The sequence below is a fragment of the Exiguobacterium sp. KJ 601 genome (assembly GCF_027161185.1).
GTDB classification, from domain to species: domain Bacteria; phylum Bacillota; class Bacilli; order Exiguobacteriales; family Exiguobacteriaceae; genus Exiguobacterium; species Exiguobacterium profundum.
This window is the reverse complement of record NZ_JADHZG010000001.1, coordinates 1,963,841-1,978,714: the sequence shown is the minus strand read 5'-3', so window position 1 is coordinate 1,978,714 and position 14,874 is coordinate 1,963,841. Positions and strand designations below refer to the sequence as shown.

Sequence of the window (14,874 nt, the reverse complement as noted above, 5' to 3'; positions counted from 1 at the left end):
AGGAGTGTTCGCTAAAATGACAGTGACCTTTCACGTTGGTCGATCGGGGACGGGAAAAAGCGAACAAATGATCCATGAGGTCATTCAAGAACTGAAACAAAACCCGAGCGGGCCGACGATTTATATGATCGTACCGGACCAGATGTCGTTTGAGATGGAAAAGAAAATGGCGACAGTCGATGGTTTGCATGGTTCGACGCGCATTCAAGTCCTTTCGATGCGTCGTCTCGCTTTTTTGATGATGCGAGATGCCGGTGTAGCGACAGATCAATTCTTAGACCAGACGGGGACCCATTTGTTGTTACGAAGGGTCGTCGAGATGAGCGAAGAACGATTGACCTTGTTCCGCCGTACGATGAATCAGTTCGGATTTTATGAAGAATTGAACCAATTAATCTCGATGCTGAAGCGAGGGCTTGTTGAACCGGAGCACTTGTTGCGGTTAAGCGAACAGGCGCAGCACCGTGCTTTGAAGTTACAAGACCTTTCCATCATCTATGAAGGATTTTTAAAGATGACGGAAGGTAAGTCACTTCATGCAGAAGACTATTTCAACGTCATGTTGCAAATCCTTCCGGAAACAGATTTGACGGATGTGCGTGTCTATGTGGACGGATTCAACGAGTTTTCAGAGCAGGAGTTGGCGGTGCTCGTTGCACTCGCAGAGAAGGTTGATGTCGATGTATTGCTGACAATCGATCCTATCTCCTTGTATCGTCTAAATCCATTGTTTGGACCGACGCAGCGGACACTCATGCGTTTCAAAGAACTGTTGACAGAACGGCAGATTCCTTCTCGAGACAAGCTGTATGATACCGTCTATCGTTATACGCATCCGAGTCTCCGTTATCTAGAGGCTACATTCGACCAATTGACGGCGGAACCTTACACTGGTTCAGAGAACCGAATCGATTTACATGCCGCAGTCGACCGAACCGTCGAGGTGGAGGCGGCCGTTCGAGAAGTCATTCGTCTGACACGTGAAGAAGGATATCGTTATCGGGATATCGCACTCGTATCGCGTTCACTCGACGAATATGGTGATTTGGCATCTCAGGCGCTACAAAAGATGGGACTGCCCTATTTCCTTGATGAACGGCAACCAATGCTCGACCACCCGCTTGTCGAACTGTTGAAAGCAACGATTGAAATCGCTCTACGTGGATATCGAGAAGAGTCCGTATTCCGTGCCCTTAAAACAGAACTCGTCGTCCTCGATCCGGTACATCGTCGTACGTCCGTTGACCGGCTTGAAGCGTTCGTTATCGAACGGGGGATCAAACATTATCATTGGCACGACGAATGGCAGTTGCGTCGTCGTTCCGGGGAGGAAGCACGCCTCACGAGCGAAGAACTCGATATTGAGGCTGAGCTGAATCGGTCTCGGGAACGTGTTATCGAAACTTTTGATCCATTTCTATCAGATTTAAAACAGGCGAAGACGATGCAGGCTTATACGCACGCCATGTATGCCTTTCTAGAGCGTGTCGGTGTATCAGACTGTCTGACGCACTGGCGCGATGAGGCGATTGAAGAGGCGGAACTACTCGAAGCGCGTGAGCATACTCAAGTATGGGACGCGGTTTTGCACTTGCTCGAGCAGCTAGAAGCCGCAGCTCCGGAAGAGACGTTGTCAACGGACTTATTCCTCCAGATGATGGACACCGGACTAGATAGTCTCCGCTATGCCTTGATCCCACCTTCGCTTGATCAATTGACGATAACGGATTATGTGCGTGGTCGATTGATAGATAAGAAAGTCGTCTTCCTGCTCGGAGCGAATGAAGATCAAATTCCTCTTGTCACGACACAGTCGAAACTGTTGACCGATCAAGATTTGGATTTCATGCATGAGAATGGACTTCGTGCCGGTAAGGCGACAGAGCACTTGTTCGATGATGAAACGTATTACCTATACAAAGCTGTGACGGCACCGAGCGAGCGTTTATACATTAGCTACGCACTAGTCGACAGAACGGGGAAAGCCGTTCAGCCGGCGCGGTTTATCGCTGACTTGAAGGCGCGACTTCACCAAAACGTCATCAAGACTCATTTTGCTGAAGCAGGTGAGCACCGACCACGTGATCAATTCGCCTTCTTGACGAATGTGAATCAGACGGCGGCGGTGACGGCACTTGAACTTCAGCGGTTGAGTCGTCATTATCCGATTCAAGATATGTGGTTTGCTGTCTATAATGAACTGTTGAAGCATCCGGATGGACGGGAACGTCTCCAGTTGTTGACGAGCGCGCTCTTCTATCAAAACATCCCGGAATCGTTGGATGATCGTGTCGCAAAATCCTTATATACTCCGTCGATTCGGGCGAGTGTCTCACGTCTCGAGACATTCCAAGCCTGTCCGTTCAAACATTTCGCAAGTTATGGCTTGCGTCTGAAGGAACGACGGTTGTATCGACTCGAGGCCCCGGATATCGGGAATCTGTATCACCGGACCATCGAACATATGTCGCAGACGGTGAAGATGGACGGAAAGGAATGGCGAGATGTCACTCCTGACGAGTGCTCCCATTTAGCGGAGCAGGCGGTCGAGCTCGTGACCCCAGAGATTCAGCATGCCATCTTGATGAGTTCGAATCGTTACGCCTACTTAAAGAAAAAATTGACGGACGTCGTCAGTAAGACGGCAGAAGTGTTGATTGAACAATCCAAACGAGACGGCTTTGACCCGGAAGCGTTTGAACTCGCGTTCGGCAGCGGACAATTTCCACCCGTTTCGTTCACATTATCGAACGGGGCGACATGTGAACTAGTCGGTCGAATCGACCGTGTGGACACTGCGATGGTCCACGACCAGCTATACGTCCGAATCGTCGACTATAAGTCGAGTAAACGTGAAGTCGACTTTGCAGAAATTTATTACGGTCTGGCGATGCAGATGCTCATCTATTTGAAGGTATTGATTGAGCAGGCAGAGGTGTGGACAAAAGAGAACGTCGCACCTGCTGCGGCGCTCTATTTCCACGTGCACCGACCACTCGTTCCACCTGCTAGTTCTGAAGAAGAAACGCGTCAAAAAGTATTGGAGTCGTATCAGATGCAAGGGCTATTAGTAGATGACCCGGAAATTTTAGAGATGATGGACCGCTCGGCGAAAGGCTCATCCAAAAAATCAATTGTCATTCCGGTCAAATATAAAAAAGATGGTACGCCTGACGCCAACACTTTGAAGAAAATTGTGACGCCCCCTCAACTTGAGCAGTTGATGGACCATGCGTTCGACGTCGTCAAAGCGAGTGCCGAGGAGATGTACAAAGGAAAAATTGACGTAGAACCTTATGAATATAAAGAACGGCGCCCGTGTCAGACGTGTCCGTATCAGAGTGTCTGTCATTTTGACGAAGCGCTCTCGAATGCGCCTCGTAAATTGAAGAAGCTCGAGAAAGAAGAGGTATTTCAGGAGTTAGGAGGCGATGACCGTGAAATGGACGAATGATCAGTTCGCCGCGATTGAAGCAAGAGGGAGTCACGTGCTCGTCTCGGCTGCGGCAGGGTCCGGAAAGACGGCAGTTCTTGTCGAGCGGTTGTCTAGTCGATTGCTTGACGAAACGGATGAACTCACGGCAGACCGGATGCTCGTTGTCACCTTTACGAACGCGGCAGCGGCAGAGATGAAACGACGAATCGCAAAGGCGCTTGAAGAGGCGTTGCGCGACGACCCGACAAATGAATATGTCCGAAATCAGCGACAAATGTTGAACCGGGCGCTCATCACGACCATCCATTCATTTTGTCTAGAGGTGATTCGTGAGAACTACTACCTGTTAGATTTGGATCCCGCGTTCAAGATTGCGGAAGAACGAGACCTCGTCCTCTTGCAGGATGACGTCTTAGAAGAAGTGCTTGAGGAAGAGTACGGGAAACAAGATACCGATTTCTTCGCTCTTGTCGATGCGTATACGTCAGACCGGGGTGACAGCGAAATCGAGGATTTGATTCTTGGCTTATATCACTATGCGCGTACTCTCCCAAACCCTGATGCTTATTTAGATCATCTCGTATCCATGTACACGTTCGGAGAAGATCCTGATGAGGAAGCAATCCTGATTGAGTTTGGACAGATGCTGTGGCATGACATCGAAAAAGCCGTACGAGATCTTCGGAAACTTGAAGCGGAGCTTCGGGTCGCAGGGTATGAGCCACAGTCTGAAAACATCCAGCAAGCAATTTTTCCGTTCGAACAACTTGAAGGGGAGACCATTGTCTGGAGTGAACTCGAGACGGCGGCTCGTGCGATGAAGTTTGGCACGATGAAGGCTGTTCCGAAGAAAGAAGAGCACCAGATTTACCACGAGGTCCTCAAACCGGCTTACGACCAAGCGAAGAAAAAATTGACGGCAGCGGTCGAACAGGCTCGGGTCAGTGGGGCGGACTTATTAGAGAGCGTCTCGATGCAACAACCGCTCGTTGAAACACTCGTTCGAACCGTCCGTGCGTTCGCCCAAGCCTATGAGCAGGCGAAGCGCGACCGTGCCTTTGTCGATTTCAGTGACTTGGAACATTATGCGCTCGCCATTTTACGACAAGACGGGGGACCGTCCGATGTTGCAGCGCTCTATAAGGAACGTTTCGCTGAGGTACTCGTTGATGAATACCAAGATACGAACGAGATTCAAGAAACAATCATCAACTTGGTCGCAAACGAACGAGAGGAAATCGGGAATTTATTTATGGTGGGCGACATCAAACAATCGATTTATCGATTCCGCCATGCAGAACCGGGTCTTTTCATCGATAAGGCGACACGCTTTAGACAGGCGAACACAGGGAAACGGATCGACCTCTCTCAAAATTTCCGAAGTCGTTCCGAAGTCCTCTACGGGATCAATGATTTGTTCGTCCAGCTCATGGACGAAGAGGTCGGCGAAATCGCATATGATGAGGCGGCACAACTTGTTCCTGGACGTGAGTATGAACCGATTCCGGCGGACCCTGAGTTTATTTTAGTCGATGGCGCGAGTCGTGAGTTATCGAAGCAAGAAGTAGAAGGGCGGGCGATCGCTACTCGCATCTTAGAACTCGTATCGGGAGACGAACCGTTTAAAGTGACGGATGAATCAACTGGTCAACTCCGAAACTGTGAATATCGGGATATCGTGATTCTCGTTCGTTCGAAAAAAGAACGTGTGGAGCAATTGATGGACATTTTGACACAGTACAATATTCCGGCCTACACCGACTCGGATGGCGGGTATTTTCAAGCGACCGAGATTCGGATGATCCTGGCACTTTTGAAAGTGATTGATAATCCACTTCAAGACATCCCACTTGCCGGTGCGCTGCGCTCCCCGATGTTCCGTTTTGATGATAGCGAGTTGGCACGGATTCGACTTGAATCAGAAGATTCTTTCTATGAGGCGCTCAAGGCGAAAGCGGATGACGATGATGAGCTTGGCGTAAAATGTGGCGAGATGCTTGACCGCCTCTCCCGTTGGCGTACTTATGCACGAAATCATAGCCTGTCGGAATTGATTCAACAGTTATTCAATGACACCGGGTTTTATGACTTCTCAGGGGGATTACCTGGAGGAAAAGGGCGGCAGGAAAACTTGAAGGCACTTTATGACCGGGCCCTAGCCTATGAGCGTAGTGGCTATCGAGGTCTTTATCGCTTCTTACGTGTGATGGACCGACTACAGGATACTGGTGAAGATTTGTCAGAGGCGCGGTCGCTCGGGGACGAGGAAAACGTCGTTCGTATCATGACCGTGCACAAGTCGAAAGGACTTGAGTTTCCGGTCACGATTGTTGCCCAACTCGGAAAACAATTTAATAAACGCGATCAAATGCAACGTGTCATTTTCCACAAACAGTACGGCATCTCACTCGATGCGATTGACGTCGTGACACGTACGAAATCGGAGACGTTCGTGAAAGAGATGATTCGACGAGATTTAGATGCGACGATGAAAGCAGAAGAGATGCGCGTGCTTTACGTGGCCTTGACACGTGCGAAAGAAAAATTGATTCTCGTGGGAACGGTAGGCGAACCACTCAAACACCTTCAGCAGTGGCTTCAGGTCGGTCAATCTGGAGATTTATTGGCGAGTGAGGCGAGGCGAGAGGCAAAAACGTATCTCGATTGGATTGCACCGGCGCTTTTACGCCTTCCGAGTGCCACTTCGTTTATCGAATCATTCGGCTTCACGGTTCCCTCTACTTTCCAAGAATCGACTTCATGGATTTATCGTGTCATCGGAGAAGCGGACCTTGCGGAGATTGCGACTCTACAAGAGATGATGGCACAGTTGCACCACGTCCAACGATTTGAAGCAATCGATTTTCCGATTCAAAATGAAGAAGAGACGATTCGTGCCGTACAACAAGCTTTGACCTACGAATACCCTGCACAGGATGCGGTACGTACGGCGGCGAAACAGACGGTGACCGAACTGAAGCGGGCGATGCAACTCGAACAGGCCGCTTTCGAAGATCCGGTACGTCCGGTCGATACCCCTTATCGGGAACCGAAATGGCGTCAAGTCAAACAGACCGGTGCGGAACGCGGGACGACGTTACACTTGATTTTCCAACTGGCTGACCCGAACCAACCGATTGTCGACCAAATCAATCAATGGGAAATGCAAGGGATGCTCAGTCCGATCGAGGCAGAGACGGCACGCCTCGCCATCCCGGATATCGAGATGTTTTTCCAAACAGAAGTCGGTCAAGCGCTCGCTGGTGCACTAGAGCGAGGGACGGCATGGCGAGAGCTACCTTTCACCTACACGGTGCCGGCCGAACGCGTCAATCCGGATGGACACTTTACGGATGAGCATGTCTTGATCCAAGGGATTATCGATTGTCTGTATTTCGATGGGGATTCGTATGTGCTTCTCGATTATAAATCGGATGCTGTCACGCATCTATCCGATTCCCGGGAAGAGGCACATGAGCGATTGCGAGATCGATATGCGATTCAACTACAATTATATCGAGAGGCGATTGAGACGATCTGGAATATTCGGGTCGAGCGAACTTTGATTTATTCGCTTGATCTGCAGGAAATCGTGACCGTGTCGACTAAATAAATGTGAATAAATGAAGAGCGATGTCAGCTATAGGACATCGCTCTTTTTCTATGTGCAAATTCACATTCGATTTCGTTGACAATCGAGTTGGAGAGGAGTAATTTATTTTATATAAAGAATTGTTCCGTTTAGAACAATTCGATTCGGAACGATAAAGGAGTGAATAAGAATGACCGAGACAAATACAAATCGGGCACGGGAGATGATGCAATCATTTTGGCGTGTGCAGCGTGTCCTGATTCGTCTCATGCATCAGACGGCGCAACAAAACGATCTCACATTACCTCAACTGCACGGTCTGATGATGTTGAATGAACAGGGTGCGATTACGCAAAAGGAACTGGTTCAGCGAACGAGAATGCCAAAGAGCACGTTAAGTCAATCATTAGATGGTCTCGTGGAGAAAGGATTGATTCGTCGGGATATCAACCCGGATAATCGGCGAGAAGTTGTGTTGACCATTGACCAATCAGGTAAACGCTTGATTGAGGAGATTGAGCGACAAGAAGAAGGGACGGAATATCAATTGAATCAAATTTTGTCTCGTCTCGATCAGGATACGTATCATCATATGCTTACAGCCCATCAACATATTGCGGATGGATTGAATGAAGGGCTCACAGATTGTGAAGGAGTGTGTCGACATGATTAAGTTATTGAAACGTCTCGTTACTTATAAATGGGCTGTTCTGATGGTTTTATTGTTTGTGTTCGCGCAGTCGTTAGCAGATTTATTTTTACCGACGTTGATGGCGGACATTATCGATAATGGGGTCGTGACGGGCGATACCGGCTACATTTGGCAAATGGGCGGAATCATGCTTGGTGTGACGGGACTTGGAGCACTTGCTGCTATTGTGGCCAGTTTTTATTCTTCAAAGGCGGCGATGGGATTTGGTCGTGACTTACGAAGACGTGTGTTCAATCATGTGGAACGCTTCTCGCTTGAAGAGTTCGATCGTGTCGGGACGGCTTCGCTCATCACAAGGACGACAAACGACATCACGCAAGTGCAACAGGTCATCATCATGATGCTACGAATGGTTGTGAGTGCGCCGATCATGTTTGTCGGTGGATTGATCATGGCGACCTCGAAGGATGCGACGTTGTCTCTTGTCATTGTTGCCGCAATGCCGGTACTCGTCATCTCGATCTTCCTCATTTTTTGGAAGGCGATGCCGTTGTTTAAAAAGGTACAGAATCGATTGGACCGGCTCAATCTTGTTCTCCGAGAAAATCTGACGGGCATCCGTGTCATCCGAGCTTTCAACCGTGAAAAAGAAGAACAGGTTCGATTGACGAAGGCGAATGAACGGTTGACGGACGTCTCAATCAAAGTGAACCAAATCATGGCGTTCCTCATGCCGGTCATGATGCTCGTGATGAACTTGACGGTTGTCGGCGTCATTTGGTTCGGAGGGGTTCGGATTGATAACGGTGCGATGCAAATCGGAGATTTGATGGCGTTCATTCAATACGTCATGCAAATCATGTTCGCGCTCGTCATGGCATCAGTCATGTTCATCATGGTTCCTCGGGCTTCTGTGTCTGCCAACCGGATCAACGAAGTGCTCGAGATGAAACCTTCACTGATTGATGACGGGACAAAGACTGCGGACATTGAGCAAGGGACACTCGTATTTGATCACGTGACCTTCTATTATCCGGGTGCTGAAGAACCAGCGCTATCCGATGTGAGTTTTTCAGCGAATCCAGGTGAGGTCACAGCGGTGATTGGGGGTACGGGGTCAGGTAAATCGACACTCGTCAATCTGATTCCAAGATTTTACGATGTGACGTCGGGGACAATTCGCGTGAATGGTGTTGATGTCCAAGCGGTCCCACAAGAGGCACTTCGTTCGAAAATCGGGTTCGTTCCACAAAAGGCGTTGCTGTTCACAGGTACGATTGCTGAGAACATTCGATATGGGAAGACCGATGCAACAGTGGAAGAAGTCGTTCATGCCGCATCCATCGCGCAGGCAAGTGACTTTATCGAGAAGATGCCAGACCGATATGAGGCTGTGATCGAACAAGGTGGGTCAAACGTGTCGGGTGGTCAAAAACAGCGTCTGTCGATTGCGCGAGCTCTCGTTCGGAAACCGGATTTATATGTATTCGACGACAGTTTCTCGGCACTTGATTTTAAAACGGATGCCGCCCTTCGTAAAGCATTGAAGGAGGAGACGAAAGATGCGACGGTACTGATTGTTGCACAACGTGTCAGCACGATCATGGACGCCGACCGAATCATCGTTCTAGAAGAAGGAGCCGTTGCCGGAGTCGGGACACATGAGGAATTATTTGCGACGAATGCGGTCTATCAAGAAATCGTGAAATCGCAATTGTCTGAGGAGGAAATCGCATGAGTGAGAAACAAGCAAATACGCGACAAACTCATGGAGGACACGGCGGTCCAGGAGGTCCGGGCGGTGGAAATATGATGATGATGGGCGAAAAGCCAAAAGCATTCAAAGTCACGTTCCGTCGTTTGCTTGCCTATTTGAAACCACGGCGAAACACGTTGATTGCTGTGTTTGTCGCGGCGATTTTAAGTACAATCTTTATGATTGCCGGTCCGAAAATCATGGGAATCGCCATCACCGAACTGTTTGAAGGGGCATATGCGAAGTTTACAGGTGTGCCAGGGGCAGAAATTGATTTCACGAGAATCGGACAAATTTTGTCGCTCCTCGCTGGCCTTTACGTCATCAGTAGTCTATTCAACTACGTGCAACAATATTTGATGTCCGGTGTTGCCCAAAAAACGGTCTATGATTTGCGCGAAGACGTGAACAAAAAGTTAGAACGACTTCCGCTCAAGTATTATGACGGACGCTCGAACGGGGAGACATTGAGCCGGGTGACGAATGACATCGACTTGATTGGGAGTACGCTACAACAGAGTGTCACGTCATTCATTACTTCCATCGTCACCATCATTGGGATTTTGATTATGATGCTGTCGATCAGTCCTCTGTTGACGGTCATCTCTCTTGTGTCCCTTCCGCTCACGATCTTTGCGATTCGTCCGATTTTGAAACGGTCGCAACAATATTTTTCCGATCAACAGCGTCACCTTGGACGACTGAACGGCCATGTGGAAGAAATGTATACAGGGCACGCGGTCGTCAAAGCGTTTGGTCGGGAAGAGACAGCTGTGCGTGAGTTTGACGATGTGAATGAGGAGCTTTACGATGCAGGACGGAAAGCGCAATTCATTTCCGGAATCATCATGCCGATGACGATGTTCATCGGGAACATCAGCTATGTATTGATTAGTGTCGTCGGCGGTATTTTGGTCACGCAGCGCAGCATCTCCATCGGGGACATTCAAGCGTTTATCACATATACACGTCAGTTCACCCAACCAATCACCCAGACAGCGAATATCGCAAACATCGTCCAGTCGACGGTTGCCGCGGCGGAACGTGTATTTGAACTGCTGGATGAAGAAGAAGAAGTGAAAGATGTGACGACCTATCAATTAGAACGTGCCGAAGGAAATGTCACGTTCCGTCATGTCGATTTCGGATACGGCGACGACCTACTCATTCAAGATATGAATCTCGATGTGTTGACGGGCCAAACGGTGGCCATCGTCGGTCCGACAGGCGCCGGCAAAACGACGTTGATTAATCTCCTCATGCGTTTTTATGAGTTGAATGGTGGAGAGATATTCATCGATGGGAAAGACTCGCGTAAAATGTCGAGACAAGATTTGCGACATACGTTCGGAATGGTCTTACAGGACACGTGGCTATTCAACGGGACGATTCGTGATAACATCGCCTATGGGAAAACGGGTGCGACTGAGACGGAAATCGTCAACGCGGCGAAAACGGCGCATGCGGATGCATTCATTCGAACATTGCCAGACGGATACGACACCGTGTTGAATGAAGAGGCCAATAACATTTCACAAGGTCAAAAACAGTTACTGACGATTGCGCGAGCAGTATTGGCGAACCCACCGATTATGATTTTAGACGAAGCAACGTCGAGTGTGGATACGCGTACTGAGATTTTGATTCAACAGGCGATGAAACGGCTGATGAACGGGCGGACGAGTTTCGTCATCGCTCACCGTTTATCGACCATCAAAGATGCGGATTTGATTTTGGTTATGGACCAAGGTCGGGTCATTGAGCAAGGAACACATGAATCGCTTCTTGAAGCTGGTGGTTTTTATGAAGAACTTTACAATAGTCAGTTCGCTGAAAAAGAAGTCGTATAACTAGAATACAGGTTTTGGGGCAATGTGATTAGGCAAAAGACGTACGAGATGAGTTTCGTACGTCTTTTTATTTTGTGTAACAATTACAAATCCGTTAAAATAAAAAAATGGGATAAAAAATGGAGGAACAATTATGGTTAAAATCTTACTTGCGGAAGACGAAGAAGTGCTACGCATGCTTGTTATGGATACATTAGAAGATGAAGGATATGACATCGACGAGGCACAAGATGGAATTGAGGCCTATCGATTGATTGAAGAAAATGAATATGATTTGGTCATTGTGGATCATATGATGCCCGGCATGACAGGGCTTGAAGTGATTGAAAAAGTACGGAAGTTACCAGGGCGGCAAGAGACGAAAGTGATGATGTTGACGGCGAAAAGCCAACAATCTGACCGTGATTGCGCGAACGAGATTGGTGTCGACTACTTCATTTCTAAACCGTTCAGCCCACTTGAACTCGTCAAAATCATAGGAGGCATCGTGAAGTGAAAAGGTGGTTTAAACAAAAACTCGGACGCGACATCATGGTCGTCCTTTATTCCTTCCTCGTCATTGCGTTGGTCGGATCGGCATTGACATATGTCTACATCGAGAACCGCTTAGAGGCGAATGAAGCGAGATTACGTCAGTTAGACGAACGCGTTAACCGTTTGACTACGCTTTGGGATGAGTGGCAGGCTGACCAATATGATACACGAGGCTATCTCTTGTTCGGTGACACCGCGTCGCTCGAACGTTCAAGTGCGAACGAGGCGAAGTTTCAACAAGAAATCAATTGGTTCAAAACACAAGTCCAGACGCGTCAAGGTGAGCTGTTCGCAGAAGATCTTCAGCAGTTCCACGACTTTTACTATGATGTGATCATTCCGGTGACGTATGAATATGCCCAAGCGCAACAAGATGGGGAAGTCACAGAGACGTTTATCGATGCTCAAACGATTGCCGAGTTGCCGACGGCTCAGCGCTTGATTGATCAAGGACTCGTCCAATTTAATCCACAACGTGGAATCGACATCCTCGGACCGATTGATGAGGTAGAGTCTGCCCTCGGAGAATATCGTGAGTTGATGGCATCTGAAAAAGAGGCCGTCTACGCTGAATGGCGACAGAACAACAATATGCTTCAATTCTTGTGGATCATGAGCATCGCCTCGTTCGCCGTATTGATCTTATTGTTTGTCCAGCCGTTCCTACGCCGTCAAACACGTTTGATTTCACGACTTTCCATCGCATCGAACCGCTTGTTAAAAGGGGAAATCGTTGATTTGAGCGATCAGATGAAACGAGAAGATGAGATTGGGACGATGTCTCGATCGTTCCATAAGATGGCTGAGACACTTCGTGACAACGAACGTCATTTGATTGAGAAGAACCACGAACTACAGGCGCAACAAGAAGAATTGATTGCCCAACAAGAAGAATTGCAGGCACAGCAACAAGAACTAGAAGAAATTTTAGAACAGACGCAACAAAACGAGCAACACCTCGCGTATCGGAATGAATTGACGGAGACGTTAGCGTCACGCGATTCGCTTACGGCCTATCCGGAAATCATTGAGAAACTGGTCACGATTACAGATTCAGAGGTCGGTGCACTCGTTTTCGTGGATGAAGCGGGTACGTATCGCGTGACGAGCCACGGCTTGAACGATACGTTGTCTCGTCAGTTGCTCGATAGCGAAAATTCCGTATTGACGCGCGCGATGACATTGAAGACGACGGTACACTCGTCGAAACAAGTCGCGAGCGACCATCCGCTCCCGTATCCGTACTATATGTTTGAGACGGCGGTACCGGTCCATGACCCGACAGATGATTCAATCATTGCCTTCATCTATCTGGTCCGATACAAAGATCGTTTCACCCAAACCCAGATGGGCGACATCATGTCATTCGCTCGTCAGCTCTCGCTTTCTCTCTTACGGATGCGTCTATTTGAAGAGATGAAACGTGAGAAAGGAAAGACGGAGCGAATTCTCGATTCGATTCGAGAAGCGGTCGTCTACATCGACCACTCGACGAATGACGTGTTCGTCAACCGTCCACTCTATGAGATGTTCCCTGAGTTAAGTGACGTCAGTTCACAAGACCTTGAAGAAGAAACGTGGGAAGAATGGCGGAATCGTCTTGTTGAAACGGTCGATCAAGCGGAGGACTTTACGAAGTATACGAATCGCCTGTTCACCGAAGATTTCCCACATGACAGTGTAAGCTTCTCGATTCGTAAGGGCGAAATGAACTTGCAGATGTATGCAGAGCGCATCATTGTCGGCGGACTTTCAAAAGGTACGCTTCTCGTCTTCCGAGATATCACGAGTGAAACAGAGGCGGAGCGATTGAAGAGTGAGTTTATCTCAACCATCTCGCATGAACTGCGTACGCCGCTCTCGTCCATCTATGGATTCACGGAATTGATGGTCAAAAAACAGTTGCCGAATGAAAAACAAGCTAAATACTTGGAGACCATTCACTCCGAGACGGAGCGTCTGACACATCTCGTCAACGACTTCCTCGATGTGCAACGAATGGAATCCGGTAGTCAAATGTATGACCGGGAACAGCTTGATATCGAGCCGGTCGTCCGAGACATGTTGACGTTCTATGAGGCATCGTCGTTGAAACATGAATTCGAATTGATTGCAGATGATGCACGTCCATATGAATTATTCGTCGATTGCCAGAAGTTCAAACAGTTGATGAGTAATCTATTGTCGAACGCCGTGAAGTATTCTCCAAGAGGTGGAAAAATCACGGTCGAACTTGCGCATCACGAGCAAATCGTGTCCATTAAAGTGAAGGACGAAGGAATCGGGATTCCAAGTGACGCGCTCGATCGCTTATTTGATAAGTTTTATCGTGTCGACAACTCCGACAGTCGTGAAATCGGCGGTACGGGACTCGGATTACCGATTTGTCAGGAAATCGTCCGTGGTCACAACGGCCAAATCCATGTAGAATCGATTCAGCATGAGGGCTCGACGTTCATCGTTGAAATCCCAAGCTATGAGTACGCTGTCCAAGAGGCAGAGACGACTCCTGTATAATGTATGGGCCATCCCTTGAGGATGGCTCATTTTTTAGAATCGTTCGCTTGACCAATCGGGAGAGAGTTCGTGTACAATGAAGACTGTACAACATCATAAAGGGGGGCATTTGAATGCCACTGATTGCATTCTTGCACACGCACGTTACGAGCTGGATTTTGTTACTTATTTTGTTTGCCGTGGCCTATATCGGTTATAAGAACGGCAACAAGAGTGGAAAGATCGCACATATGGCGTTTCGACTCATGTTACTCATCGCATTCGGAACAGGACTTTATCTCTACCTTCAGTTGAATGGTGGCGGGACATTCTATCACGTGAAAATCACGGTCGGTTTATTAACTTTGATCTTCGGTGAGATGACGCTCGTCAAAGTCAAAAAGAAAAAACCGTCAAACGGACTATTTGGCGGGTTTATCGTCTTGGCACTCATTACGATTTTCATCGGCTATGCATTGCCTTATGGACAATCTTTCTTCAACAGCTTTATTCAATAAGACGTTCCCACTTCGCACACCGAAGTGGGATTTTTTTGTT

8 protein-coding genes are annotated in these 14,874 nt (G+C 48.2%); all 8 read left to right on the top strand.

All coding sequences use genetic code 11. The features are described 5' to 3' along the window. The first annotated feature begins 16 nt into the window (after positions 1–16). The 8 genes from addB (at position 17) to IRJ25_RS10050 (ending at position 14,834) form a co-directional block, all read left to right on the top strand. Entirely contained in the window at positions 17–3,454 is a 3,438-nt protein-coding gene (addB, locus tag IRJ25_RS10085; protein ID WP_214782221.1) for a helicase-exonuclease AddAB subunit AddB, read from the top strand. Then, positions 3,438–7,049 carry a helicase-exonuclease AddAB subunit AddA gene (gene addA, locus IRJ25_RS10080; protein ID WP_441316665.1) on the top strand — a complete coding sequence of 1,204 codons (3,612 nt, stop codon included), beginning with the start codon at positions 3,438–3,440 and terminating at the stop codon, positions 7,047–7,049. Before addB ends, addA begins: the two co-directional genes overlap by 17 nt. A gap of 169 nt (positions 7,050–7,218) precedes the next feature. Continuing rightward, positions 7,219–7,701, top strand: a complete 483-nt coding sequence (locus tag IRJ25_RS10075) for a MarR family winged helix-turn-helix transcriptional regulator (RefSeq protein WP_074037656.1) — start codon at positions 7,219–7,221, stop codon at positions 7,699–7,701. Further along, positions 7,694–9,418: an ABC transporter ATP-binding protein gene (locus tag IRJ25_RS10070; protein WP_269318218.1), complete on the top strand. Its 1,725-nt coding sequence runs from the start codon at positions 7,694–7,696 to the stop codon at positions 9,416–9,418. The genes IRJ25_RS10075 and IRJ25_RS10070 overlap by 8 nt, the downstream gene beginning before the upstream one ends. Further along, on the top strand, positions 9,415–11,286 hold the full coding sequence (locus IRJ25_RS10065; protein ID WP_078146438.1) for an ABC transporter ATP-binding protein: 1,872 nt from the start codon (positions 9,415–9,417) through the stop codon (positions 11,284–11,286). The genes IRJ25_RS10070 and IRJ25_RS10065 overlap by 4 nt, the downstream gene beginning before the upstream one ends. A 133-nt stretch (positions 11,287–11,419) precedes the next feature. Continuing rightward, positions 11,420–11,782, top strand: a complete 363-nt coding sequence (locus IRJ25_RS10060; RefSeq protein ID WP_015880966.1) for a response regulator — start codon at positions 11,420–11,422, stop codon at positions 11,780–11,782. Beyond that, a complete protein-coding gene (locus IRJ25_RS10055) occupies positions 11,779–14,337 on the top strand; it encodes a sensor histidine kinase (RefSeq protein ID WP_214691225.1) in 2,559 nt (852 codons plus the stop codon). The genes IRJ25_RS10060 and IRJ25_RS10055 overlap by 4 nt, the downstream gene beginning before the upstream one ends. Positions 14,338–14,450: 113 nt before the next feature. After that, positions 14,451–14,834, top strand: a complete 384-nt coding sequence (locus tag IRJ25_RS10050; protein WP_015880968.1) for a YisL family protein — start codon at positions 14,451–14,453, stop codon at positions 14,832–14,834. Positions 14,835–14,874: the final 40 nt, after the last annotated feature.